23 protein-coding genes are annotated in these 24,238 nt (G+C 53.4%); 10 read left to right on the forward strand and 13 right to left on the reverse strand.

Going from position 1 to position 24,238, the window contains the following annotated elements; translation table 11 throughout:
* Positions 1–6: 6 nt before the first annotated feature.
* The 9 genes from rhaM to rhaB form a co-directional block, all read right to left on the reverse strand.
* Entirely contained in the window at positions 7–321 is a 315-nt protein-coding gene (gene rhaM / locus RTX30_RS17855; protein WP_312691510.1) for an L-rhamnose mutarotase, read from the reverse strand.
* Positions 318–1,466, reverse strand: coding sequence for a lactaldehyde reductase (gene fucO / locus RTX30_RS17860; RefSeq protein ID WP_312691566.1), 1,149 nt, complete (start codon positions 1,464–1,466; stop codon positions 318–320). Before fucO ends, rhaM begins: the two co-directional genes overlap by 4 nt.
* A gap of 76 nt (positions 1,467–1,542) precedes the next feature.
* Complete coding sequence (locus RTX30_RS17865) at positions 1,543–2,547, reverse strand: ABC transporter permease (RefSeq protein ID WP_312691511.1); 1,005 nt, start codon at positions 2,545–2,547, stop codon at positions 1,543–1,545.
* Positions 2,544–3,548: an ABC transporter permease gene (locus tag RTX30_RS17870; RefSeq protein WP_312691512.1), complete on the reverse strand. Its 1,005-nt coding sequence runs from the start codon at positions 3,546–3,548 to the stop codon at positions 2,544–2,546. Before RTX30_RS17870 ends, RTX30_RS17865 begins: the two co-directional genes overlap by 4 nt.
* Positions 3,548–5,059, reverse strand: coding sequence for a sugar ABC transporter ATP-binding protein (locus tag RTX30_RS17875; RefSeq protein WP_312691513.1), 1,512 nt, complete (start codon positions 5,057–5,059; stop codon positions 3,548–3,550). Before RTX30_RS17875 ends, RTX30_RS17870 begins: the two co-directional genes overlap by 1 nt.
* A gap of 54 nt (positions 5,060–5,113) precedes the next feature.
* Entirely contained in the window at positions 5,114–6,100 is a 987-nt protein-coding gene (gene rhaS / locus RTX30_RS17880) for a rhamnose ABC transporter substrate-binding protein (protein ID WP_312691514.1), read from the reverse strand.
* A gap of 84 nt (positions 6,101–6,184) precedes the next feature.
* Complete coding sequence (gene rhaD, locus RTX30_RS17885; protein WP_312691515.1) at positions 6,185–7,015, reverse strand: rhamnulose-1-phosphate aldolase; 831 nt, start codon at positions 7,013–7,015, stop codon at positions 6,185–6,187.
* An 88-nt stretch (positions 7,016–7,103) separates the two neighbouring features.
* Positions 7,104–8,363, reverse strand: coding sequence for an L-rhamnose isomerase (rhaA, locus tag RTX30_RS17890; RefSeq protein WP_312691516.1), 1,260 nt, complete (start codon positions 8,361–8,363; stop codon positions 7,104–7,106).
* Complete coding sequence (gene rhaB / locus RTX30_RS17895) at positions 8,360–9,829, reverse strand: rhamnulokinase (protein WP_312691517.1); 1,470 nt, start codon at positions 9,827–9,829, stop codon at positions 8,360–8,362. The genes rhaA and rhaB overlap by 4 nt, the downstream gene beginning before the upstream one ends.
* A 305-nt stretch (positions 9,830–10,134) precedes the next feature.
* Between rhaB and rhaS (RTX30_RS17900) the strand changes: the two genes are divergently transcribed.
* Complete coding sequence (gene rhaS, locus RTX30_RS17900; RefSeq protein WP_312691518.1) at positions 10,135–10,971, forward strand: HTH-type transcriptional activator RhaS; 837 nt, start codon at positions 10,135–10,137, stop codon at positions 10,969–10,971.
* 73 nt (positions 10,972–11,044) lie between these two features.
* Positions 11,045–11,893, forward strand: coding sequence for an HTH-type transcriptional activator RhaR (gene rhaR / locus RTX30_RS17905; RefSeq protein ID WP_312691519.1), 849 nt, complete (start codon positions 11,045–11,047; stop codon positions 11,891–11,893).
* Here rhaR and rhaT read toward each other — a convergent pair whose 3' ends face one another.
* Entirely contained in the window at positions 11,894–12,928 is a 1,035-nt protein-coding gene (gene rhaT, locus RTX30_RS17910; protein ID WP_312691520.1) for an L-rhamnose/proton symporter RhaT, read from the reverse strand.
* Between the two features lie 288 nt (positions 12,929–13,216).
* Between rhaT and sodA the strand changes: the two genes are divergently transcribed.
* A complete protein-coding gene (gene sodA / locus RTX30_RS17915) occupies positions 13,217–13,837 on the forward strand; it encodes a superoxide dismutase [Mn] (protein WP_312691521.1) in 621 nt (206 codons plus the stop codon).
* Positions 13,838–14,085: 248 nt separating this feature from the next.
* On the forward strand, positions 14,086–15,069 hold the full coding sequence (gene kdgT / locus RTX30_RS17920) for a 2-keto-3-deoxygluconate transporter (RefSeq protein WP_312691522.1): 984 nt from the start codon (positions 14,086–14,088) through the stop codon (positions 15,067–15,069).
* Positions 15,070–15,128: 59 nt separating this feature from the next.
* Here kdgT and RTX30_RS17925 read toward each other — a convergent pair whose 3' ends face one another.
* Positions 15,129–16,022 carry a dihydrodipicolinate synthase family protein gene (locus RTX30_RS17925; RefSeq protein WP_312691523.1) on the reverse strand — a complete coding sequence of 298 codons (894 nt, stop codon included), beginning with the start codon at positions 16,020–16,022 and terminating at the stop codon, positions 15,129–15,131.
* 159 nt (positions 16,023–16,181) lie between these two features.
* On the opposite strand from RTX30_RS17925, the gene yiiM reads away from it, so the two are divergent.
* On the forward strand, positions 16,182–16,856 hold the full coding sequence (yiiM, locus tag RTX30_RS17930) for a 6-hydroxyaminopurine reductase (protein ID WP_312691524.1): 675 nt from the start codon (positions 16,182–16,184) through the stop codon (positions 16,854–16,856).
* 45 nt (positions 16,857–16,901) lie between these two features.
* Here yiiM and cpxA read toward each other — a convergent pair whose 3' ends face one another.
* Positions 16,902–18,275 carry an envelope stress sensor histidine kinase CpxA gene (gene cpxA, locus RTX30_RS17935; RefSeq protein WP_312691525.1) on the reverse strand — a complete coding sequence of 458 codons (1,374 nt, stop codon included), beginning with the start codon at positions 18,273–18,275 and terminating at the stop codon, positions 16,902–16,904.
* Entirely contained in the window at positions 18,272–18,970 is a 699-nt protein-coding gene (cpxR, locus tag RTX30_RS17940) for an envelope stress response regulator transcription factor CpxR (RefSeq protein WP_312691526.1), read from the reverse strand. Before cpxR ends, cpxA begins: the two co-directional genes overlap by 4 nt.
* A gap of 151 nt (positions 18,971–19,121) precedes the next feature.
* Here cpxR and cpxP point away from each other — a divergent pair, with 151 nt between their 5' ends.
* The 5 genes from cpxP (at position 19,122) to RTX30_RS17965 (ending at position 24,214) form a co-directional block, all read left to right on the forward strand.
* Positions 19,122–19,625 (forward strand): cell-envelope stress modulator CpxP, encoded by a 504-nt coding sequence (cpxP, locus tag RTX30_RS17945; RefSeq protein ID WP_312691567.1) that lies wholly within the window; start codon positions 19,122–19,124, stop codon positions 19,623–19,625.
* A gap of 518 nt (positions 19,626–20,143) precedes the next feature.
* Positions 20,144–21,028, forward strand: a complete 885-nt coding sequence (gene fieF / locus RTX30_RS17950; RefSeq protein WP_312691527.1) for a CDF family cation-efflux transporter FieF — start codon at positions 20,144–20,146, stop codon at positions 21,026–21,028.
* Positions 21,029–21,231: 203 nt separating this feature from the next.
* The gene (gene pfkA, locus RTX30_RS17955) at positions 21,232–22,194 is read left to right on the forward strand and encodes a 6-phosphofructokinase (RefSeq protein ID WP_312691528.1); all 963 of its coding nucleotides are present in this window, start codon (positions 21,232–21,234) and stop codon (positions 22,192–22,194) included.
* 146 nt (positions 22,195–22,340) lie between these two features.
* Positions 22,341–23,330: a sulfate ABC transporter substrate-binding protein gene (locus RTX30_RS17960; protein ID WP_312691529.1), complete on the forward strand. Its 990-nt coding sequence runs from the start codon at positions 22,341–22,343 to the stop codon at positions 23,328–23,330.
* A 125-nt stretch (positions 23,331–23,455) separates the two neighbouring features.
* Complete coding sequence (locus tag RTX30_RS17965; protein WP_312691530.1) at positions 23,456–24,214, forward strand: CDP-diacylglycerol diphosphatase; 759 nt, start codon at positions 23,456–23,458, stop codon at positions 24,212–24,214.
* Positions 24,215–24,238: the final 24 nt, after the last annotated feature.

A 24,238-nucleotide genomic window follows, 5' to 3' on the forward strand; every position in this document is an offset into this window, starting at 1 on the left:
ACGCCATCAGTCCAGGTAAAACACTTCTTTAAGCTCGGCGCTGGCCGGGCTGTTATCCGGGTTGGCTGGCATCACGTCGCGCATATACTTCCACCAGCGCTGGCAAATCTCCGTACTGGCGACCGCATTCCAGCGCTCTTCCGATTCAATCTCCACGGTAGCGAACAGCAGGTTACGCTCTTTATCCAGATAAATGGCGTAGTGATGCGCGCCTCCCGCTTTCAGTGCCGCTTCCAGCTCCGGCCAGATGGGATTATGGCGGCGTTGATACTCTTCGTGCGCATCTGGGTTCACCTGCATCACAAAGGCTTTACGGATCATAATGCCTCCAGGTACAGTTCGCGGACTTCATCACGACTGGCAGTTCTCGGGTTACACGGTGCGCACGGATCGGCCAGCGCTTTGTCCAGCCAGCCTTCGATATCTGCTTTGGTCACGCCCAGTTTGCTGAAGCCGGAAGGGATGCCCACGCGGGCGCTCAAGGTGCGGATTGCATTAATGGCTTCCATGCTGGCCGCTTCATCGCTCATGTTCTGAGTGTTCACGCCCATCGCCTGCGCCACGCGTGCAAAGCGCGCAACTGCATTCGGCCGGTTAAAGTTCTCGATGATCGGCAGTAGGATGGCGTTACAGACGCCGTGCGGCAGGTTGTGTGTTGCACCGGGTTGATGTGCAAGCGCATGCACCAAACCCAGACCGGCGCTGTTAAACGCCATGCCCGCCAGATACTGACCAAACGCCATTTGTTCGCGAGCGTCAATGTCATGACCGTTCTCTACGGCTTTGGGCAGCCACAGAGAGATCAGGCGGATTGCCTCCAGCGCGTTGGCATCGGTTAACGGGTGCGCACCCACAGAAACATAGGCTTCAACGGCGTGGGTCAACGCGTCCATGCCCGTGGCGGCGGTTATCGACGCCGGAATGTCCAGCATTACGCTGGCATCGTCGACGGCGATATCCGGAATGATGTTCGGATCAATAATGACTTCTTTCACCTGGCGTGCAGAATCGATGATCACTGCATTGCTGGTCATTTCTGCCGCTGTTCCGGCCGTGGTGTTAATCGCTACCAGAGGTACACCGGCGTTTTTTACTTTGCCGACGCCCGAATACGCGGTGGAAGGGCCTGGGTTGGCGGTGAGGATTTTTACCGCTTTGGCGGTGTCGATTGGGCTGCCGCCGCCAAAGGCGATCACAAAATTGCAGCCGGTATTTTTATAAGCCTCATAGCCTTTCTGCACCAGTTCTTCGGTAGGATTCGGGAACACCTCATCGAACAGATGGTAGGGCATGTTATGTTCCTTGAGCGCGGCAAACAGGCTGTTCAGTAGTCCCAGTTTCACCAGTTGACCATCAGTTACGATCAGCGCTTTTCCCCACTGCTTATTTGCCACCAGTCTGATCATATCGCCGATAGCGCCTGCGCCATGCAGGCTGATTTTGGGTAGTGCCAACATAAAACTCATCATGATGCTCCTTAAATTGCTGTGATTTTTTCCGACGCCAGAGTGCGTTGCCGCCGGAGGGATCCTTTCTTGTCTTTTACATACGCCTGCGTTGCATCACGCGACGGGTGATAATTGGCAGGGAAATCACCACAATCAGCATTGCGCCGACAATAATCGACATCACAATGCCTGGCACATTGAGCAGGCTGAGGCCGAAGGTGACCAGCCCCATTAAAAAAGCAGCGATGATCACGCCGGGCATACTGCCGGAACCGCCGAGAATATTGACGCCGCCAAGCACCGCCATGGTCACGACGGAGAGTTCCCAACCCAGCGCCAGTGTCGGGCGGGTACTGCCCAGGCGCGATGTCAGCAGGATCGCGGCCAGGCCCGCCATCAGCCCGACCAGAGCAAACAGGATCAGGTTGTGCCGCTTAACATTAATACCGGAATACCATGCACCGGTCGGGTTATTGCCGATGGCATAGGTCCGGCGGCCAAAGTTGGTCTTATGCAGCAGGAAGGCAAACAACAGCGCCAGCGCGATGAATAGCGCAAACTCAAACGACAGTGCACCCCACACATAGCCCTGACCGAACCAGGCGAAGCTCTCAGGCCAGCTGTTTAGCGCCTGATCGCCAAGTAAAATGTACGTAATGCCGCGATAAAGGCTCATGGTGCCGATGGTGATAACAATCGACGAAAGGTTGAAACGCGTCACCAGCAGACCGTTGAACAACCCGCACAGCAAACCAACGCTGAGCCCCACACAGACCAGAAGCGGTGTGTCGATGCCTGCCTGGGCGCAGAACCCCATCACTGTTGAGCTGAGCGCCATGGTGGACGCCACAGAGAGATCAATCTCTCTGGCGATAATCAACATTGCCATCGGCAGCACAATGATCGCCTTTTCAGTGAAATTAAATGTGGCGTCAGACAGGTTCCAGATATTAAGGAAATAAGGAGAGGCAAGCGCGTTCACCACAAACACCGCCAGAGTGACAGCCAGTAAAAAACCTTCCCAGCACAATAACCGTTGCAAGAAAGGGGTTGTGCCGGGCGTTGGTTTTACGGCTTCGGAGGTCAGCATTTTACTCATGATTTCACCGCCTGTTTCTGGCGCGCCAGGGCCGCATCGCGCAGGATCAGCCGGCCTTTACGCTTGTTGCCACGTTCGTTGAGCAGAACCGCAATCACAATCACCGTGCCGGAGATGGCCATTTGCCAGAAGGGCGAAATACCAATCACTGGCAACGCATTATTGATGACCCCGAGAAATAACGCACCGAACAGGCACCCCATCACGCGCCCGGTTCCTCCCATGGTGCTAATGCCGCCGATCACACAGGCTGCCACGACTTGCAGTTCAAAACCGTTTGCCACATCAACATACGCAACGGCAAAACGGGAGATCCATAAATAGCCGCAAAACCCCGCCAGCGCACCGGAAAGGCAAAAACTGACAAACTGCATTTTGCCTGCGTTGATCCCGGTGTAGTACGCTGCCGTTGCGTTTCCGCCTGCGGTGTAAAGTGCGCGTCCGGTACGGCTATAACGCAGGAAGTAGCCCACCAGCAGCAATGTTGCTACTGCGCACCAGCTCAGCACTGGCAGACCCAGCACGCTGGCGCGCGGAAGCGCCAGGAAATCGGCTCCCATCTGGTTAGAGTTGACCCAGCCTCCACCGGACAACAGGAAGATAATCCCGCGCCAGATGCTCATGGTGCCGAGCGTCACCACGATCGCCGGTATCCCGAGTTTCCACACCAGTAAACCGTTAATCACGCCCATTATCAGCCCGAGGAAGGTTGCCAGTAGCAGCAACGACCAGACGGGCACATCCGGGTGGTGGAAGTTGATCAGCGCCACAATCATGCCGGTTAACGCCAGATTCGCCGCCATCGACAAATCGATGCCTTTAGTAAGCAACACCATCATTTGCCCAAGGGCAAGAATGATCAGAATGGCGGTATCGTTGAACATCTCCACCAGGTTTCCGGGGCTGATAAACGACGGTACGCGGCTGCCAATTGCCAGAACCAGCAACACAATCACCCCGGCCAGCAAGGCTTCGCGGTGTTTAAGCAGTTGTTGCCACATTATGCCGCCTCCTTACCCGCACCGCTGGCGGCGCTGACAATGGTTTCTGCTGTGGCTTCTCCCGCCTGGTATTGCGCGACCATCAGTCCTTCATGCATCACAATAATCCGGTCGCTCATGCCCATGACCTCCGGCAGTTCAGAAGACACCATGATCACTGCCAGCCCTTGCGCCACCAGTTCCGACATAAATTGATGCACGGCAGCTTTCGATCCGATATCAATCCCTTTCGTGGGTTCGTCGAGGATGATCACATCCGGATGGGTCGCCAGCCATTTGCCGATCACCACTTTTTGCTGATTGCCCCCGGAAAGCGTTTCTACCGCCTGCCGCCAGCTAAACGCCTTTACCTGCAAACGGCGGGCATACTCATCCGCCAGTGCCCATTCACGGGCATCGTTCAGTACACCATTGCCGTTTAACTTACTGAGTTGTGGCAAACTGATGTTCTGGGCAATTGGTAACGCGATAATCGCCCCCTGTTTTTGCCGCTCTTCTGGCACGTACACGATCCCGGCGTTGATTGCGTCTGCAGGCTGGTGGAAATGCACCGTTTTGCCATTGAGAATAATGTTGCCGGAAAGGGGGCGTGACACGCCGCAAAGCGCCTGCATCAGTTCAGTGCGCCCGGCACCAACCAGCCCGTAAAAGCCGAGGATTTCGCCTTTGCGCAGCGAGAAACTGATATGGGCAAATTCGGTGGGATGGCAAAGATCGTTAACCTCCAGTACCGTCTCGCCCATTTCGCAAACCACTTTGGGCCAGCTCTGGTTGATGGCGCGCCCGACCATCATCGCGATCATGCGCTCTTCGCTGATCGCCTGAATCGCCCCGGAGTCAACGTACACGCCATCACGCAAGATGGTGTAGTGATCCGCCAGTTCAAAAATTTCATCGAACTTATGTGAGATGAACAGAATCGCCTTACCTTCCTGTTTTAGCCGTTCGACGATTTGGTAAAACTCCAGGATTTCATGTTGTGACAGCGCGGCAGTCGGTTCATCCAGAATCACCACCTGCGCGTCAAAGGAGAGCGCACGGGCAATCGCCACCATATGGCGTTGCGCAATGCTTAAGGTTTTTAAGGTCGCGTGTGGGTCAATTTGCACCTCCAGCCGTGACAGAATATCGCGCGCTTTCTGGTGCATAGCGGGCCAGTCGAGTTTTTTTAATAGGCCCTTATACAAATACTGGCCGACAAAAATGTTTTCAGTGACAGACAGTTCGTCGAACAGGACGGTTTCCTGGTGGATGGCAGTAATGCCCATTTTATGCGCCGCTTCAGGCGTCGGGAGGGTAATCGGAATCGCTTTGTAGAGTATTTCGCCCTCTTCAGGCTGATAAATGCCGGTCATCACTTTAACCAGCGTGGATTTCCCTGCGCCGTTTTCACCAATTAACGCCGTGACTTTTCCGGGCCAGAGATCGAGTTGCACATTCTCAAGGGCACGCACTCCAGGAAAAACTTTGGTAATGCCCTTCAGCGACAGCAATGGGGTGGATGCAGTCATGATAGTTCTCCAGGTCTTGTCACTCCCTCCCCACAGAGGAGAGGGAGAAAGGGATCAGAAAATCTTTGAGAACTTATCAATGTTGCTGGCATCGTAGACGAACGGTTCTGCCATTGCGCCGCTGCCATCGGCATCCAGTTTGACCTTGCCGAGTTTGCCCATGCTGGCTTCGGTTTTGGTCGCCGAGCCTTTCACCAGGTCATCGGCTAAATAGGTTGCTGCATAGCCGAGATCGATCGGGTTCCAGATTGCGAAACTTTTACTGGCACCGGATTTGATAGCTCCCGCCATTTCCGACGGCAGACCCAGGCCAGTGACATACACTTTGCCGATCTTGCCCTGGTCTTTTACCGCCTGCGCGGCAGCAACAATGCCAACGGATGACGGTGAAACGATCACTTTTAAATCAGGGTAGGTTTTCAACAGCCCGACCGCTTCGCGGTAGCTCTTATCAGATAAATCATCGCCATAGGCGACAGTGACCAGGTTGATGGACGGGTATTTCGGCAGAACCTTTTTCATCTCCGCAATCCAGATATTCTGGTTAGTGGAGGTGGGTGTAGCGCTGAGAATGGCCACGTCGCCTTTCTCCACATTCAGCGCTTTTAGCGCGTCTGCGGCGAGTTTAACGTTCGTTTCGCCGATCAGCGCGTTATTGGAGGGGTTCAAATGGATTTGTCGCCCGGCTTTGGCCACGCCAGAGTCCCAGGACACCACTTTAATGCCGCGCTGCATGGCTTTTTTCAGTACCGGCACCACTGCATCCGGATCGTTGGCTGAAATGGCGATCGCATCCACCCCTTGGGCGATCAAACCGTTCAGTACTTCGATCTGGGCTTCGGCCGTGGTGGTCGTGGGGCCGGTGTAAATCACTTTAACATCGCCTAACTCTTTGGCTGCCTCCTGCGCGCCGGTATTTGCTGCTTCGAAAAAACCATTACCTAACGATTTCGCCACGAGGGCGATTTTAACTTCGGCAACAGCGGAACCGGACAACGCCAGAATGGCAACGGTGAGGATCAAGCTTGCTTTTGTTTTCATCTCGCTTTTACTCCACATAAGTTAGTGTTTGTAGGGCTTGCAGGTGAGGTTTCGCCCCGTCTTCGTGAGCGGGGCGCGATGTTGTTATTTGTACAAATCAATAGCCGACTGGAGCGGTGTAACGCCAAAGCGTTTGCCCAGTGCAATCAGTTCTTCCTGAGTGATGGTCTGTTTCATGCCGCCCATCGAATAGATTTTTACCAGTACTTCTGCGGACTTCTCCGCGGTGTCGATCAGGCCAAACGTTTCATCCAGCGTCGGGCCGCTGCCGAAGACGCCGTGGAACGGCCACAGTACCAGTGAGTGTTTCTGCATATCTGTGGCAGTTGCCTGACCGATTTCATCGGTGCCCGGCACCATCCACGGCAGAATGCCAACCCCGTCCGGGAAGACCACCAGACACTCTGTGCTGCCTTCCCACAGTTTACGGGTGATAAAGTCGGCGTTATTTTCCAGCACGTAGGTCAGCGCAATCAGATTAGTGGCATGGCAGTGCATGATGACCCGATCTTTGCCGCCTGTGGCTTTGATACGTTCGCAGTGGGATAAAAAGTGCGCCGGCAGCTCAGACGTCGGCACGGCTTCATGGGTCAGTCCCCACAGAATGTGGTAACCCGCGCCATCGCTGTCGACTTTGACCACGCCCAAATTCGCTGTCGGATCGAGCTGCACGTTGCGGAAGAATTTGCCTGAGCCGGTAACAATAAACGGCGTGTTCGCCAGCAATGGCATTGGCTGGCTCAGTGCAATGTACCGTGGCTTCTGATGGAAATCCGCCTCAAACGGCGCAATGTCCGCATCATCCAGACGCAGGGTCAGGTTGCCGCCGTTACGTTCATCCCAACCTTTCAGCCAGGCGTCGGAGGTGGCTTTAATCATCCCCTGGACGAACCAGGAATTAATAATGGTCTGCATAGTCTTGTCGTTCCTGTTAATACGGTGCGGGGTTTTCCCTCACGCTGAAAAATTTTCCCCTCACCCTTGCCGGGGAGGGGTTAACGGGTTACCCGCGCTGGCTTAATACGTCTTTCTCATACGCGCGCACGCTTTCCAGCCACTGGCTACCTGCTGGGGTATCGTGGCGCTGGCAATACATCTCCCATACTGCCTGCCACGGCAGGGATTTTTGCTCTTCCAGTAAGGCGAGCCGCGCGGTGTAATCGCCATCGGCTTCCAGTTTGCGCAGCTGCTCAACCGGTTCCAGCAATGCGCGCAGCAACGCTTTTTTCATGTTGCGCGTGCCGATCACCCATGCGGCGATACGGTTAATAGAAGCGTCAAAGAAATCGAGACCGATATGCACGCGGTCAAACAGTTTGTGGCGGATGATTTCACTGGCAATGGCCTGGGTTTCATCATCCAGCAACACGACGTGGTCGCTGTCCCAGCGTACCGGGCGGCTGACGTGCAGCAGCAGACGCGGAACATAGAGCATGGCGGCGGAGATCTTGTCGGAGATCACTTCAGTCGGATGGAAGTGCCCGGCATCCAGACACAGTGCAGTCTGGCGGGTGGTGGCGTAGCCCAGATAGAACTCGTTGGAGCCCACGGTGTAACTTTCAGCACCAATACCGAACAGCTTGCTTTCGACGGCGTCGATATGGTGTGCCGGGTTGAGTTTTTCGCTGATGGCTTCATCCAGCGCATTTAGCAGACGCTGGCGGGGTGCCAGGCGGTCAACGGTGATGTCTTTCATGCCATCCGGGATCCAGATATTCATCACCGACGGCGTACCCAGTTGTTCACCGAACCAGGCAGAAACGCGGCGGCTGGCTTTGACATGGTCAATCCAGAACTGGCGGATCTCATCGTTAGCATGCGACAGAGTAAAGCCGTCCGCGCTCAGCGGGTGTGAGAAGCAGGATGGGTTAAAATCCAGCCCCAGTTTGTTGGTTTTGGCCCATTCCACCCAATTTCTGAAGTGCTCCGGTTTGATCTGATCGCGCCTCACCGGGGCATCTGCTTCCAGATAAAGCGCATGCAGGTTGACACGTTTGGGGCCGGGGATCAGGCTCAGCGCTTGCTCCAAATCGGCACGCAGTTCCGTGGCGTTACGCGCTTTGCCAGGATAACTGCCGGTAGCCTGGATCCCGCCGGTCAGGCTACCTTCCGGGTTTTCGAAACCGGCTACATCATCGCCCTGCCAGCAGTGCATTGAGACCGGCAGGCGATCAAGCTGACGCAACGCCTCCTCGACATCAATACCCACAGCGGCGAAACGCTGTTTAGCAATTTCCCAGGCTTGTTCAAGTTGAGTGGTCATGCGCAAAGCTCCTTTGTCTGTCGTTTTTGCTGAAAGCGCGCGACATAGCGGGCGATTTCATTATCAGGATTGGGGGTAAAGGTGATCAGGTCGTGGTTAGCGACGACCACCTTGCGGAAGTCATCAACGTGGGTCAGTTCATCCAGCGTCATCAGTTGAATGCCGATATTGCCGAGCGTGGAGGCCTCAACCGGGCCAGCGATCACTGGCAGGCCGCAGGCGTCTGCGCACAACTGGTTCAGTAGCTGGTTCTGACAGCCGCCTCCGACAATATGCAGACGGGTAAAGGGGTGACCGCGCAGGCTCGCCAGTTCACCGAGTACGTCGGCATACAGCAGCGCAAGACTGTCGAAAATACAGCGCGCCAGTTCAGCCGAACTTTGCGGGGCCTGTTGGCCTGCTTCCCGGCAGGCGGCCTGGATTTCGGCACTCATATTGTCCGGGTTGATAAAGCGCTCATCGTTTGGATTGATGACAAAACAGCACGTGGCGATCTGTTCCGTTTGGGCAATCAGCGCCGGGAGATCGGTAATGCTTTGCTCTTTCAGAACGCGTTGCAGCAACCAGAGCCCCATGATGTTTTTCAGCACCCGATAACGCCCTTCGGCACCGCCTTCGTTGGTAATATTGGCCGCCAGCGCGTTCTCGCTGGTGTAAGGGGTTTTGCTCTCAAAACCCATCAGCGACCAGGTGCCTGACGATAAATACGCAGCATCTTTATCTGCCAGCGGTGCGGCAATAACGGCGCTGGCGGTGTCGTGACTGGCGACAGCGACGACTGGAATGCGATGATTCTGCGGGCACACCCAGTGACCAATCACATTTCCCGGGTGCGTTGGCGTGCCGAACCAGCGTGCAGGAACGCCAGCCCAGTCCAGCAGCGTGCTGTCCCAGTTATCTGTGTTGATGTTGACCAGTTGCGTGGTGGTGGCGTTGGTATATTCCCAATTCAGATTGCCGGTAAGACGGTAGCTAAAGTAATCCGGGATCAGCAGAGCATGATCGGCTTGCTCCAGTAATTCAGGCTGCTGTTCCGCCAGCGCCCGCAATTGATACAGGGTGTTGAACGGTAAAAACTGAATGCCGCTGCGCAGATAAATGTCGGTTTTGCCCGGTGCTTGCATCGCACGGTTCATGATGCCGTCGGTACGATTGTCGCGGTAGGCAACAGGCAGGCCGACACGTTCACCATGGCGGTTTATCAAAACATAGTCGACGCCCCAGGTGTCGATACCGATGCTGTCAGGTTGAATACCTTCTTCACACACCTTTTGCAGACCGAAGCGGATTTCGGCTTCCAGGCTATCAATATCCCAGCAGTCAACACCCTCAACCTTTTGCAGGCAGTTAACGAAACGGTGGATTTCGCGAAGCGAAAGTGTGCGTTGTTGGCGATCGTAACGCGCCAGCATGACGCGTCCGCTGGACGCGCCTAAATCAACGGCAACACAATGGCGAAAAGTCATGAGCGGGTCCTTCTTAGAGTCATTGCGAACAGTCTAAAAAAGGGCGAGGCGTTGTACCTTCTTGTTACGGACAGCGGCGATTTAGCGCTGGCAAGAAAGCAAAGATGAACGTGAGAGAGTTCACAGTTTCCAGTTATGGCGGGGTTTTCGGCCATTGTGACCCTGGCCACATTTCCCGATCTTTCCCGCCGTTTCTTGAAAAAACGGCAGGCTATGCGCGAAATAGTGTCGAAAATTTAAGGTGAGGTTGAGAACCCTTAATTACTATTTTGAGAACGTTTCTCATTGTTGGGTTGGGGGCAAGTATGACCGTACTTCATAGCGTGGATTTTTTCCCGTCAGGTAAATCACCTGTTGCCATTGAGCCGCGATTACCCCAGGCGGCTTTCCCTGAGCATCATCATGATTTTCATGAAATTGTGATCGTTGAGCATGGTACCGGCATTCATGTTTTTAACGGTCAGCCCTACACCATCAGCGGCGGTACAGTGTGCTTTGTGCGCGACCATGACCGGCACTTGTATGAACATACTGATAACCTTTGCCTGACGAATGTTCTGTACCGTTCGCCGGAGGCATTCCAGTTTTTATCGGGGCTGAATCAGCTTTTACCGCAAGAGCAGGATGGCCACTATCCGTCGCATTGGCGGGTGAATCAGCAGGCGCTTACGCAGGTTCGTGCCATCATCGGTCAGATGGAGGCGTCGGATAGCGAAATGGACACCCATGGCATTGCCAACCGTGAGATCTTGTTTATGCAGTTGCTGGTTTTATTGCGTAAAAGCAGCCTGCAAGAAGGGGCGGTGAATAATGATGCCCGATTGAATCAGTTGATGTTGTGGCTGGAAGATCACTTTGCGGAAGATGTGTGCTGGGAAACGCTGGCGGAACACTTTACGCTCTCACTGCGCACGCTGCACCGCCAGATGAAGCATTCTACGGGCCTGACGCCGCAGCGCTACCTCAACCGGTTAAGGCTTATTAAAGCGCGCCATATGCTGCGCCATAGCGATGACAGCGTAACGGATATTGCCTTCCGTTGTGGGTTTGGCGACAGCAACCACTTCTCAACGCTGTTCCGTCGTGAGTTCAACTGGTCGCCGCGCGATATCCGTCAGGGGCGTGATATGCTGCTTCAGTAACGAGAAGGCTATCACCGATTTTTTGCCGTGGATCCGCTAATAATGGCAGGTTGTTCACGGCAGAGGTGGCGTTGTGGCAGGTCAGTTAATCCTTCGTAAAGCAGACTTCTTTCCCCGCGCTGGCCAGGCCGTTGCGGTGGCGGATCGCTATCCGCAAAATGTCTTTGCCGAACATACCCATGAGTTTTATGAACTGGTGCTGGTATGGCGCGGCAACGGTTTGCATGTGCTTAATGGTCGCCCTTACCGCATTACCCGCGGTGATTTGTTTTATATCCGTGCGGAAGATTGCCATTCGTACGCGTCGGTTAACGATCTGGTGCTGCAAAATATTATCTATTGTCCGGAACGGCTGACCTTAAATCTTGATTGGGCAGCGCATATTCCCGGCCTGCATGGCTCAAATTGGGTACCGCACTGGCGTATTGGTAGCACAGGTATGGCACAGGCGCGGCAGGTCATTACGCAACTTGAGCATGAGAGCGCAAGGCCCGATCCGCTCGACAATCTCATGGCGGAAACACTGTTCGCGCAGCTCATATTGACGCTAAAACGCCACCGTTTCGCCACCGATAATCTTGCGGCCACCCACAGTGAAGCCCTGCTGGATAAGTTGATCACTGCGTTGTCCGGTAGTTTGAACCGCAGTTTTGTGCTGGAGCAGTTTTGCGAGCAGGAGCAGTGCAGTGAAAGGGCGTTGCGTCAGCAGTTTCGCACCCAGACCGGAATGACCATCAACCACTACTTGCGTCAGTTGCGTATTTGCCATGCGCAGTACCTGTTGCAGCATTCTGAGCAGATGATCAGCGAAATCGCCATGCAATGCGGGTTTGAAGACAGTAACTACTTTTCGGTGGTGTTTAGTCGTGAGGTAGGGATGACGCCAGGTCAGTGGCGTCATCGTAGTCGTATTGCAGCCTGATCAACTGGCCATGCCGAGGCCAACGATGTTGGCGGCGACAATGATCACCACACAACCCAGGCTGAGAACCCCGACCGGCTGGCGGCCGGCGTTTTTCCACTCTTTCAGAACCAGCCCAACGATACCGCCGCACAGCACATAGAAGCTCATGTGCAGCATCCAACTGATGTAATCATACTGGGCCGGGATGCGTGCGTGACCCCACGCATAAAAAAAGAACTGCAAATACCACATCAACCCACCCAACGCGGACAGCAGAACATTACTAATAAGTAGCGGTTTTGCCAGCGAGAAGTCGGCTTTTATCGACAAGTTTTTCATTTTTGCCAGACGAATAAAACAGAAGCCGAGGTTTACCAGCGCACCGCCGCCCATGATCACCACATAGCTGGGCAATGCGGTATATAGCGGGTCGATTCCCAGTGCTGCTGCGGCCTCGTGCATCGGTTTTGCGGCATTCATGGCGAAGGACATGCCAGCGGAAAACACGCCGCACATAATGGCCAGCGCCAGCCCTTTTTTCAGGCTGAACTCTTCTGCTTTGATGCCCATTTTGCGTTCTTTCAACTGGCCCGCACGCGTCACAATCGCCACGCCAACAAGGGCAACCAGCACGCCGAGCAACGTCATGCGACCGCCAGGGGTGCCAATTAACACATCGAAGTTACCATTAATAATCGGCGTCATTAGCGTACCGACAATCAGGGTGATGCCAATCGCGATACCAATGCCCATCGACATGCCCAAATAACGCATGGTCAGGCCATAGTTAATGTTGCCGATACCCCACATGGCGCCGAACAGGAACACTGGCAGTAGTGTGGAGGCATTAAACGAGCTGAAATAAGCCCAAAAATCAGGCAATAACAGCGCGCTGATAGCCCAGGGAAGGATCAACCAGGAGACGATGCCGCCGATTGACCACATGGTCTCCCAGGACCAGTGTTGCACTTTTTTAAACGGGGCATAGAAACAGGCTGCACTGGCCGCACCTATCAAATGCCATAAAATACCCATCGTAATCGCGTTACTCATTTTGGATCCTCTTTGTTTTTATCGCCGGGATACGAGCAGCCGACCCGATGAGTGTAAAAATCAGGCGCAGGATTAACCTTGAGGCGTTTGCCGCGTAACGGCGGGAGCTGGCAATGAGCGCGTTATGGAGGTGAGCGGCTTCACAATTTCAGTAACATAACCAAAAGTTATAACCTTATAAAAACTACGGCATTGATAAACATTTTCAATATCATTTAATTAACTATAATGAACCAACTGCTTACGCGGCATTAACACAGTAGCCGCTTACCTTTAATGGAGATGATCATGAGCTATACACTGCCTGCTCTGCCGTACGCGTATGATGCCCTTGAACCGCACTTCGACAAGCAAACGATGGAAATCCATCACACCAAACATCACCAGACTTATGTGAACAATGCAAACGCAGCGCTGGAAAGCCTGCCGGAGTTCGCAAATCTGCCTGTTGAAGAACTGATCACCAAACTGGATCAGCTGCCAGCAGATAAAAAAACCGTGCTGCGTAACAACGCAGGCGGCCACGCTAACCACAGCCTGTTCTGGAAAGGCCTGAAAAAAGGCACCACCCTGCAGGGTGATCTGAAAGCCGCTATCGAACGTGACTTCGGTTCCGTTGATAACTTCAAAGCTGAATTTGAAAAAGCGGCTGCAACCCGCTTTGGTTCCGGCTGGGCGTGGCTGGTGCTGAAAGGCGACAAACTGGCGGTCGTTTCGACAGCAAACCAGGATTCCCCGCTGATGGGCGAAGCGATTTCTGGCGCGTCCGGCTTCCCGATCGTGGGCCTGGATGTGTGGGAACATGCTTACTATCTGAAATTCCAGAACCGCCGCCCGGACTATATTAAAGAGTTCTGGAACGTGGTGAACTGGGACGAAGCTGCTGCCCGTTTTGCTGCGAAAAAATAAGACGATTTCGTCGCTCACCCTGAGGTGAGATAAACCCCCGCCAGGCACTGCCGACGGGGGTTTTTTTATGGCAAAGTGTGAGTGCGTTAGCTAATAAAAACATTGATCCTAAAATAATGAAATAATGTTTTGTTATGTACGGTTGATCACTTTTCCCTCTCCGAAGTGGTTCTAACATCCTGTCATCAGCGCTGAGCGTCCCTCGGTCGGCACAGCAAAATCAGTGGTTTTTGACGACAGGTGAATATATGCAAATCAAACGTGCAATAGAGAGAATTCCGGGCGGTATGATGCTGGTTCCCTTGTTTATCGGTGCGTTGTGCCACACTTTTGCGCCCGGTGCGGGAAAATATTTCGGCTCCTTCACAAACGGCATGATCACCGGCACGGTGCCGATTCTGGCGGTGTGGTTTTTCTGCATGGGGGCGTCGATCAAGCTGAGCGCTACCGGGACGGTACTGCGTAAATCCGGTACGCTGGTGGTGACAAAAATCGCCGTGGCATGGGTAGTGGCCGCCGTTGCGTCACGCTTAATCCCCGCGCATGGCGTAGAGGCGGGTTTCTTTGCCGGGTTGTCGACGCTGGCGCTGGTGGCCTCGATGGATATGACCAATGGCGGGCTTTATGCATCCATCATGCAGCAATATGGCACCAAAGAGGAAGCCGGGGCCTTTGTGCTGATGTCGCTCGAATCCGGGCCGTTGATGACAATGATTATCCTTGGTACCGCTGGGATCGCCTCCTTCGAGCCGCACGTGTTCGTGGGGGCTGTGTTGCCCTTTCTGGTCGGCTTCGCGTTAGGGAACCTGGATCCGGAACTGCGAGAGTTCTTCAGTAAAGCCGTACAGACCCTGATCCCGTTTTTTGCTTTCGCGCTGGGTAATACCATTGATTTAAGCGTGATTGCTCAAACCGGGTTGTTGGGCATTCTGCTGGGGCTGGCGGTGATTGTAATTACCGGAATTCCGCTGATCATTGCCGACAAAATGATTGGCGGTGGCGATGGCACTGCCGGGCTGGCAGCCTCCAGCTCTGCGGGTGCTGCGGTGGCCACGCCGGTGCTGATTGCTGAAATGGTGCCGGACTTTAAAGCGATGGCACCCGCAGCGACTGCTCTGGTGGCGACCTCGGTAATTGTCACCTCAGTTCTGGTGCCGATTTTGACGTCTCTCTGGTCACGTAAAGTGAAAGGCAATGAGGCGGAAATCATAATACGCAATACGGTGAAATAACCCTTACCTGGATGGCGCTACGCATGTGCCAGATCTGTTAAGCGTCGCGCCATCCGACATTATTGGGTGCCAAAAACCCGATCAATAATATTGCACTGGTCTTCGTTAAGCGCTCCGCCCATGTTGCGTGCAGTTGGCGTGCAATAACCGAACTTACGCGAAACCACGGTTTTAATGGTGGTGACAAAATCATCGCCAATGGCATAAATCGCCATAAATTTGCCGATTTCGCGTTGCACAATCTCCAGCGCGGCTAAATCCTTTTGCTGCCAGGCTTCGCGAGCTTTCACAAACAGCTCCGGCATCACGTTGTTCAGCCCGGAGATCACCCCGGCGCCACCCGCCAGCAAATTGGGAATGTAGTACTCGTCATAACCGGAAAGGACCGCAAAATCGGAGCGCACTTGTTGGGTGGCAATGATCATATTGCGGGTGTGCGACTGGCAATCCACCGTATCTTTGATACCGGCAAAATTCGGGAACTCCGCCGCCAGCGTCGCCACTAAATCTGCCGTTAAATCACAGCCGGTTCGTGCCGGAAAATTATACGCAAACCATTTGCCGCTGAACGCGTTACCCAGTGCGCGAAAATAGTTCAATAATTGCCTGGCAGTCTGCCCATAGTAATAAGGCGGTAGCGCCATTACCGCCTGGTAACCTGCGCGGTACGCTTCTGCTGCCATCAACAGCATATCGTTAAAGCAGGTCGAAGAGACATTGGCGACCATGACGCCGGAAGACATTGCGCGAGCTTCGCGGATCAACAGCAGCCGTTCTTCGAGTGAGAGGGAGGCGAACTCGCCAATACTGCCCATCAACAATATTACGTCGATTTTCGCCGCACTTAGGCGTGCGAGATGTTGACGCAATCCGTTAAAATCAATCCGTCCTGCGCTGTCCATTGGCGTAATAGAAGGACACCAGACGCCGGAGAAAGGGGTTACCTGGCTCATTATAGAGTCTCCTTGATGAATGAAATGGCGTTTCAAATATCAAGTAAGTGATAGCACGTCTTGTGCGGCGGCAAGCCAACCAATGTCGCATTTCTGGGTGTTTGCCGGGTAAAAAAATCGAAGTTAACAGCGTGACAGATAAAAATCTAAGGAGAGAAAATGCGCCATCCGGTTGATGTGTTTATGGGTAAAGTCAGGGATTACGCGGGCAGTCGCCCAAGCGCTATCGCAAAATTACAGGTTGAAGGTGAACTGATGCTCACCGGGGCAGGGCTGGCGGGCGATGAGCAGGCTGAAAAGAGTTACCACGGCGGCCCGGATCGTGCACTCTGCCATTATCCACGTGAGCATTATGCCTGGTGGGCTGAGCGTTTCCCCGAGCAGACAACGTTGTTTTGCGCCCCGGCTTTTGGCGAGAACCTTTCCACGTTTGGTCTGACGGAAAAGACGGTGTTTATCGGTGATATTTTCCGTTGGGGCGATGCCCTGATTCAGGTTACGCAGCCGCGCTCGCCCTGCTTTAAACTTAACTTTCACTTTGCTATCAGCGACATGGCATCACAGATGCAGGCAAGCGGTAAAGTCGGTTGGTTGTATCGGGTGATTGCAGCGGGGCGCGTCTCAACGGATTCGCCGCTGGAGCTGGCGTCACGGGTTAGCGATGTGAGCGTTGATGAAGCGGGTGCGATTGCCTGGTATCAGCCGTTTGATGATGAGCAGTACCACCGTTTGTTGTCGGCAGCAGGGTTATCGGCCAGCTGGACGCGAACGTTACAGAACCGGCGGATCCACGGCAAAATTGAAGATGATTCCCGTCGGTTGTGGGGTAAATAATCGCGGGCAAGAAAATGCCCTCTCTTGCCGGGAGAGGGCATGCAGTCATGCGCGTTTGTATAACGGCAGCCAGAGCGTTAAGCGTAAACCGCCCAGCGGGCTGTCATCCGCTTTTACCCAACCGCGGTGCTGCTGGATAGCGGTTTCTACAATCGCCAGTCCCAGCCCGGTGCCGCCGGATTCCCGATCACGTGCTTCATCTGTCCGGTAGAACGGGCGGAAAATCTGTTCGCGATCTTCCGGGCTGACGCCAGGACCGTCATCATCAACGTTGATGGTGATGCCGTCTTTATCCACCGCAAAGCTGACTTCGATTTTGCTGTGTGAGTAGCGCAGCGCATTGCGGACAATATTCTCCAGCGCACTTTCCAGCGCGTTCGGGTTTCCGTACAGCGGCCATGGCCCCGGCGGGAAATTGACCGTCAGGGATTTCCCCATCTGTTCTGCTTCAAAGGCGGCGTTATCCAGCACCTCTTTCCACATTTGGTTAGCTTTGACCGTTTCGCTCACCAGCGCATTTTTTTGCTGATTACGCGACATGACCAGCAGGTCGTTTATCATGCCATCCAGTCGCTGTGCTTCCGTTTCAATTCGTTCCAGCTCTTTGCTTTCGCCACTGCGGCGACGCAGCAACGCCGTACCCAGTTGCAGGCGCGTAAGCGGTGTACGCAGTTCGTGAGAAATATCGGAAAGCAGGCGCTGCTGCGCGGTTATCATGCGCTCCAGTGCCGTTACCATCTGGTTAAAACTGGCACCGGCGGCGAGAAACTCCTGTGGCCCGGCTTCCAGCTCCGGATGTTGCCGTAAATTGCCCTGGGCGACTTCGTCGGCTGCATTTTTCAGTTTACGCGCCGGTTTTGCCAGGCTCCATGCCAGCCACAGCAACAAGGGTGAACTGATCAGCATGGTGACGATCAGCAGTAACAGCGGGCGATCGAACAGCAGGTTGATAAAGTCGGATTGCGAGCTGCTGGCAGGTCGAATCAAATAGAGTTGGTAGTTATCTTCGCCGTCACGCACTGAAAAAGGGCCGACCATTTCTACCCGGCCATATTTTTTCTTCTGCGGATGATCGGAGTTGTCTGCCTGGCCAATGAAATTGCGGATGATCTGCATTTCATTGCGCTCGGCACCAATGACGCGGCCTTCGCTCGTCACCAGCAGCAGTCGTTGACCCGGCGGCGCCCATTTGTCGATGGCGCGAAACAGCCTGCGCCACCACATCAGGTCGTTAGGTGGATCGTTAGAGAGTTCTGCTTCGACATGCTGCTCGATCATCACCCCCTGACGCTGCTCACTGTCGAGCAGTTCTGTCATTTGGCGCGAATCAAGCTTCGGCACCATCAATACCAGCATCAAAACCAGCGCCAGCGTGAGCCAGAAAATGGCAAAGATGCGGGCAGTCAAACTTCCTATCATGAAGCGGATACCATCAGATAGCCGCGACCACGCAAGGTTTTAAACCACGGGTGCCCATCTTTGCGGTCCGGCAGTTTGCGACGCAGGTTCGAAATGTGCATATCGATGGCGCGGTCAAACGGCGTTAAGCGTTTGCCCAGAACCTCCTGGCTCAGGTGTTCACGAGAAACCACCTGACCCAAATGCTGAGCCAGCAAGTAAAGCAGGGTGAACTCCGTGCCCGTCAGCTCCAGCGCCGTGCCATCAAAGCTGGCCTCCTGGCGACCCGGATTAAGGCTTAATGCATCCACTTCCAGCGTTGGGGAACTGTTATCGCTGTTCTGCTGTTGTTCACTCCAGTGTGAACGGCGCAGGATCGCACGGATACGTGCAACCAGCTCACGGTCATTAAACGGTTTCGGCAGGTAGTCATCCGCGCCCAGTTCAAGGCCAAGAACGCGATCAAGCTCGCTGCCGCGTGCAGTCAACATAATCACAGGCGTCTGGTGTGTCTGACGTAGCTCTTTAAGGGTATCAATGCCGTTTTTCTTCGGCATCATCACGTCGAGCAAAAGCAAATCGATACTGTCGTCGAGGAGGTCGAGCGCCTGTTCCCCGTCATGAGCAACGAGCACATTAAAACCTTCCATGTCGAGTAGCTCTTTTAACAGGGATGTAAGCTCTCGGTCATCATCTACTAAAAGGATTTTATTCATTGTTTAAATACCTCCGAGGCAGAAATTACGTCATCAAGAGTCGCTAATCCATGACTTTACGTTGTTTTACACCCCCTGACGCATGTTTGCAGCCTGAATCGTAGACTCATTCTCGTTGATACGCGATACGGAAATATTACTGGAGTAAATGATGCGCAAAGTTACCGCTGCCGTCATGGCCTCAACGCTGGCGTTAAGTGCTGTTAGCCAGGCGGCTGAGGTCGTAACAGGCGATAACTGGCACCCGACTGATAGTCTCGCGCAGCGCAGTGTCCAGAACCATATGTTCGACGGAATTAATTTAACCGAACAGCAACGTCAACAGATGCGGGATCTCATGAGACAGGCACGGCACGATCAGCCTCCTGTTAATGTTAGCGAAATGGAGACAATGCACAGTCTTGTCACCGCAGAAAATTTTGATGAAAACGCTGTGCGCGCTCAGGCAGAAAAGATGGCGCAGGAACAGGTGGCTCGTCAGGTTGAAATGGCAAAAGTCCGCAACCAGATGTACCACCTGCTCACGCCGGAGCAGCAAGCGGTTTTAAACCAGAAGCATCAACAACGGATGGAACAACTGCGAGAAATTGCGCAGATGCAGCAAAGTTCCCCGTCAACAGTGTTAAGTAGCAGCAGTACCCGGCATTACCAGTAACAAACCCTGTTTTCCTTGCCATAGACACCATCCCTGTCTTCCCCTCCATGATGGAGGGGTTTTTTTTATCAATGCTTTGGCATTCTTGCCTGTAAACAGTGTTTTCATCCGTTAAATAAAATCCCTAAATGGCGCAAGACAGATAGCAACTGCCTTAATGAAAAACAGGGAGTAATACTTTTCATGCGGCTTGCCTGAAAATACCCTACATATGGTCGAAATATACTTTAGGCCCGCTCGAACGTTTGCCCTCCCGGTGCAATTCCCTGACTCTTACAAGTAACCTGCGTGGCTCTATTCTGTGTCACTGTTTGAAAACGTGACGCAGTAAAAATCGTCAGGGAATTGGCTATCATCTGTATGTCTGCGAATGACATCAACGATGGTAGTCGATTCCCTATAGAAACAAGGGCTTCTATCGCATCATACGGTTTGTTATCACCTCTTCTTACGTTTAATCCTTTCATTGCCGCCCGCACCATCCGTTATAATTTCTGCATAGAAAAGCAGGAGCCTCTATGAATGAATCCTATGGGCGGCTGGTCACCCGCGCCGCAGTCGCCGCGACAGTCATGGCATCGTCATTACTGGTCATTAAAATCTTCGCATGGTGGTTTACCGGTTCAGTCAGTATCCTGGCAGCCCTGGTTGATTCGCTGGTCGACATTGCCGCGTCGCTGACCAACTTGCTGGTAGTGCGTTATTCACTCCAGCCTGCGGATGAAGAGCATACGTTCGGCCACGGCAAAGCGGAATCACTGGCTGCCCTGGCGCAAAGTATGTTTATTTCCGGCTCGGCATTGTTTCTGTTTTTGACCGGTATTCAGCATCTCGTCAAACCTGAACCTTTGAATGCGCCAGGCATTGGTGTGGTAGTCACTGTGGTCGCGTTGCTCAGTACTGTGATTTTGGTCACTTTTCAGCGCTGGGTGGTGCGTAAAACCCAGAGCCAGGCCGTGAGGGCGGATATGCTTCATTATCAGTCTGATGTTATGATGAACGGCGCAATCCTTATCGCTCTTGGTTTGTCATGGTATGGCTGGCACCGGGCAGATGCATTATTTGCGCTGGGTATTGGCGTTTATATTTTGTCCAGCGCGTTACGCATGGGTTACGACGCAGTCCAGGCATTACTGGATCGTGCATTGCCCGACAACGAGCGTCAGGAAATTTTCGAAATCGTTATTTCCTGGCCGGGCGTCAGCGGTGCACACGATCTTCGCACGCGGCAGTCAGGGCCGACTCGCTTTATTCAAATTCATTTAGAAATGGAAGATAACCTGCCGCTGGTTCAGGCTCATCGGGTTGCCGATCAGGTCGAGCAGGCGATTCTGCAGCGTTTTCCGGGATCGGATGTGATTATTCATCAGGATCCTTGCTCCGTTGTCATTCAGGGACGATAAGCAATTAAAAGCTTTCGTTTTTCAGTGGAAAAAAAATGCGTCAGGCCTGCTTTTTGTGTATAAATTATCACCATTTGGCCTGACCTGAATCAATTCAGCAACCAGGGATTGATATACTATTTGCAGCATAGTTGTTCGCTCCCATTGGGGAGTCGCTTCGGGCCACAGAATTTTATTTTGCATTCCTAAGTTCAGAGGTAGTCATGATTAAAAAAATCGGTGTGTTAACAAGTGGCGGTGATGCGCCAGGCATGAATGCCGCGATCCGCGGTGTCGTCCGCGCAGCATTAACAGAAGGTCTTGAAGTTGCAGGGATTTATGATGGTTACCTCGGCCTGTACGAAGACCGTATGATCCAGCTAGACCGCTACAGTGTATCCGACATGATCAACCGCGGTGGTACGTTCCTGGGTTCTGCCCGCTTCCCGGAGTTCCGTGAAGAGCATATCCGCGCCGTGGCTATTGAGAACATGAAAAAACGCGGTATCGACGCGCTGGTTGTTATCGGCGGCGACGGTTCCTATATGGGTGCTAAGCGCCTGACGGAAATGGGCTTTCCGTGCATCGGTCTGCCAGGCACCATCGACAACGACGTAGCGGGTACTGACTACACCATCGGTTACTTCACCGCGCTGCAAACCGTGGTTGAAGCTATTGACCGCCTGCGTGACACTTCCTCCTCTCACCAGCGCATCTCCATTGTTGAAGTGATGGGGCGCTATTGCGGCGATTTGACCCTGGCGGCGGCCATTGCCGGCGGTTGCGAGTTTATCGTTCTGCCGGAAGTGGAATTCAACCGCGAAGATTTGGTGTCGGAAATCAAAGCCGGCATCGCGAAAGGTAAAAAACACGCGATTGTGGCCATCACTGAACACATTTGTGATATCGATGAACTGGCGAAGTATATTGAAAGCGAAACTCAGCGTGAAACGCGTGCTACCGTGCTTGGTCACATCCAGCGTGGCGGTTCGCCGGTTCCTTACGACCGTATTCTCGCTTCCCGTATGGGCTCGTACGCTATCGAACTGCTGCTGCAGGGCTACGGCGGTCGCTGTGTCGGCATCCAGAACGAAAAAATGGTTCACCATGACATCATTGATGCTATCGAAAACATGAAGCGTCCGTTTAAAGGTGACTGGCTGGACTGCGCGAAAAAGCTTTATTAATTACCGATACGCCCTCAAATACGAGGGCGTTTTTTCACTTCTGATATTCCCGCAAGTTATAGCAAATCTTTTTTTATTCTTTATTCATTGATTCGCTTTCTGGCACTCTGAGGCCATCAAAATAGCTAACCTTGAGAGAGTGGGCGATGAATAAATGGGGCGTGGGAATAATACTACTGCTGGCTTCCACCAGCGTTCTGGCAAAGGATATCCAGTTATTAAACGTATCTTACGATCCAACGCGCGAATTGTATGAACAATACAACAAGGCGTTCAGTGCGCACTGGAAACAAGAAACCGGTGATAACGTTGTGATTCGCCAGTCGCATGGCGGTTCCGGCAAACAGGCGACCTCTGTTATCAACGGTATCGACGCGGATGTCGTGACGCTGGCGCTGGCTTATGACGTTGACGCTATCGCTGAACGCGGGCGCATTGATAAAAACTGGATCAAACGCCTGCCAGATAACTCCGCGCCCTATACCTCAACTATCGTTTTCCTGGTACGTAAAGGCAACCCGAAACAAATTCATGACTGGAGCGATTTGATCAAGCCCGGCGTCTCGGTGATCACGCCGAACCCAAAAAGCTCCGGTGGCGCACGCTGGAACTATCTAGCGGCCTGGGGTTACGCCCTGCATCAGAATGGTGGCGATCAGGCGAAAGCTCAGGAGTTCGTGAAGGCGCTGTTTAAGAACGTAGAAGTGCTGGACTCTGGCGCACGCGGCGCAACCAACACCTTTGTAGAACGTGGTATCGGTGATGTGCTGATTGCCTGGGAAAATGAAGCACTACTGGCGACCAATGAACTGGGTAAAGATAAGTTCGAGATTGTGACGCCGAGTGAATCGATCCTTGCCGAGCCGACAGTGTCGGTGGTGGATAAAGTGACGGAGAAAAAAGGCACGCAAAAAGTTGCCGAGGCTTACCTGAAGTATCTTTATTCACCGGAGGGCCAGGAGATCGCAGCGAAGAACTTCTATCGCCCGCGCGATCCGCAGGTCGCCGCGAAATATGCTAATGCGTTCCCGAAACTGAAACTCTTTACCATTGATGATGAGTTTGGTGGCTGGACCAAAGCGCAGAAAGAGCATTTCTCTAATGGCGGTACTTTCGACCAGATCAGTAAGCGTTAATTCTTCCTCTTCACATCGCCCTCGCATGAGGGCGATGTCGTTTGGTTCTGGCAAAATTCTGGATTTCCAACTTCCCTGGCGTTTTGCGCTATCATTCCGATTCTTTCAGCAAAGGAAGCGGAAATATGAAAACAGCTCGTCGCATCGCGGTTGCTCTGTTGGTGCTGGCCGTATTGGCCGGGGCAGGAGCCTGGTATTGGCTTAAGAGTAGCGGCAATCCTAATGCCTTACGTCAGATAGTCCTGGAGCAATGCCTGCCGAATGCCCGCGAGCATCACTCCCCGGAACCTTGCGCGCAGGTTAACCAAAAAAGCGGCTATGTACTGATGAAAGATCGCAACGGCCCGCTCCAATTTTTGCTGATGCCGACTTACCGCATCAACGGTACGGAGAGCCCGCTGTTGCTCGATCCTGCGACCCCCAATTTCTTTTGGCAGGCATGGCAATCCCGCGATGTGATGAGCAAACAGCGCGGCAGTAAAGTGCCGGAAAACGCCATCTCTCTGACAATTAACTCGCGTACCGGGCGCACGCAAAACCATTTCCATATTCATATTTCCTGCCTGCGTTCAGACGTGCGCGCTCAGCTTAATGACAATGCGGCCCGCATTAGCAGCCAGTGGCTGGATTTCCCCGGCGGTTTGCGGGGTCATCACTATCTGGCGCGCCGCGTGACCGAGGCGGAGCTGGTACAGCGCAGCCCGTTCCTGATGCTGGCTGAAGAAGTGCCGGAAGCGAAAGCCCATCTGGGGCGCTTTGCGCTGGCGATGGCGCAGCAGGCCGATGGCTCCTTTATTTTGCTGGCAACGGAGCGAAACTGGCTGGCATTTAACCGTGCTTCGGCTGAGGAAATTCAGGATCATCAATGCGATATTCTGAAATAGCCCCACCATAATTCGCGTTTACTC

Source organism: Kosakonia sp., from assembly GCF_032052965.1.
Classification (GTDB): domain Bacteria; phylum Pseudomonadota; class Gammaproteobacteria; order Enterobacterales; family Enterobacteriaceae; genus Kosakonia.

Coding starts and splice junctions, on each gene's coding strand:
- rhaB (WP_312691517.1), bottom strand. CDS start 9,829: ATGACTTTTCGCCATTGTGTTGCCGTTGATTTAGGCGCGTCCAGCGGA.
- RTX30_RS17870 (WP_312691512.1), bottom strand. CDS start 3,548: ATGTGGCAACAACTGCTTAAACACCGCGAAGCCTTGCTGGCCGGGGTG.
- RTX30_RS17865 (WP_312691511.1), bottom strand. CDS start 2,547: ATGAGTAAAATGCTGACCTCCGAAGCCGTAAAACCAACGCCCGGCACA.
- RTX30_RS17925 (WP_312691523.1), bottom strand. CDS start 16,022: ATGAGCCAGGTAACCCCTTTCTCCGGCGTCTGGTGTCCTTCTATTACG.
- rhaS (WP_312691518.1), top strand. CDS start 10,135: ATGACCGTACTTCATAGCGTGGATTTTTTCCCGTCAGGTAAATCACCT.
- sodA (WP_312691521.1), top strand. CDS start 13,217: ATGAGCTATACACTGCCTGCTCTGCCGTACGCGTATGATGCCCTTGAA.
- RTX30_RS17875 (WP_312691513.1), bottom strand. CDS start 5,059: ATGACTGCATCCACCCCATTGCTGTCGCTGAAGGGCATTACCAAAGTT.
- pfkA (WP_312691528.1), top strand. CDS start 21,232: ATGATTAAAAAAATCGGTGTGTTAACAAGTGGCGGTGATGCGCCAGGC.
- cpxP (WP_312691567.1), top strand. CDS start 19,122: ATGCGCAAAGTTACCGCTGCCGTCATGGCCTCAACGCTGGCGTTAAGT.
- cpxA (WP_312691525.1), bottom strand. CDS start 18,275: ATGATAGGAAGTTTGACTGCCCGCATCTTTGCCATTTTCTGGCTCACG.
- rhaD (WP_312691515.1), bottom strand. CDS start 7,015: ATGCAGACCATTATTAATTCCTGGTTCGTCCAGGGGATGATTAAAGCC.
- RTX30_RS17965 (WP_312691530.1), top strand. CDS start 23,456: ATGAAAACAGCTCGTCGCATCGCGGTTGCTCTGTTGGTGCTGGCCGTA.
- fucO (WP_312691566.1), bottom strand. CDS start 1,466: ATGAGTTTTATGTTGGCACTACCCAAAATCAGCCTGCATGGCGCAGGC.
- kdgT (WP_312691522.1), top strand. CDS start 14,086: ATGCAAATCAAACGTGCAATAGAGAGAATTCCGGGCGGTATGATGCTG.
- RTX30_RS17960 (WP_312691529.1), top strand. CDS start 22,341: ATGAATAAATGGGGCGTGGGAATAATACTACTGCTGGCTTCCACCAGC.
- rhaM (WP_312691510.1), bottom strand. CDS start 321: ATGATCCGTAAAGCCTTTGTGATGCAGGTGAACCCAGATGCGCACGAA.
- rhaT (WP_312691520.1), bottom strand. CDS start 12,928: ATGAGTAACGCGATTACGATGGGTATTTTATGGCATTTGATAGGTGCG.
- cpxR (WP_312691526.1), bottom strand. CDS start 18,970: ATGAATAAAATCCTTTTAGTAGATGATGACCGAGAGCTTACATCCCTG.
- rhaS (WP_312691514.1), bottom strand. CDS start 6,100: ATGAAAACAAAAGCAAGCTTGATCCTCACCGTTGCCATTCTGGCGTTG.
- yiiM (WP_312691524.1), top strand. CDS start 16,182: ATGCGCCATCCGGTTGATGTGTTTATGGGTAAAGTCAGGGATTACGCG.
- rhaA (WP_312691516.1), bottom strand. CDS start 8,363: ATGACCACTCAACTTGAACAAGCCTGGGAAATTGCTAAACAGCGTTTC.
- fieF (WP_312691527.1), top strand. CDS start 20,144: ATGAATGAATCCTATGGGCGGCTGGTCACCCGCGCCGCAGTCGCCGCG.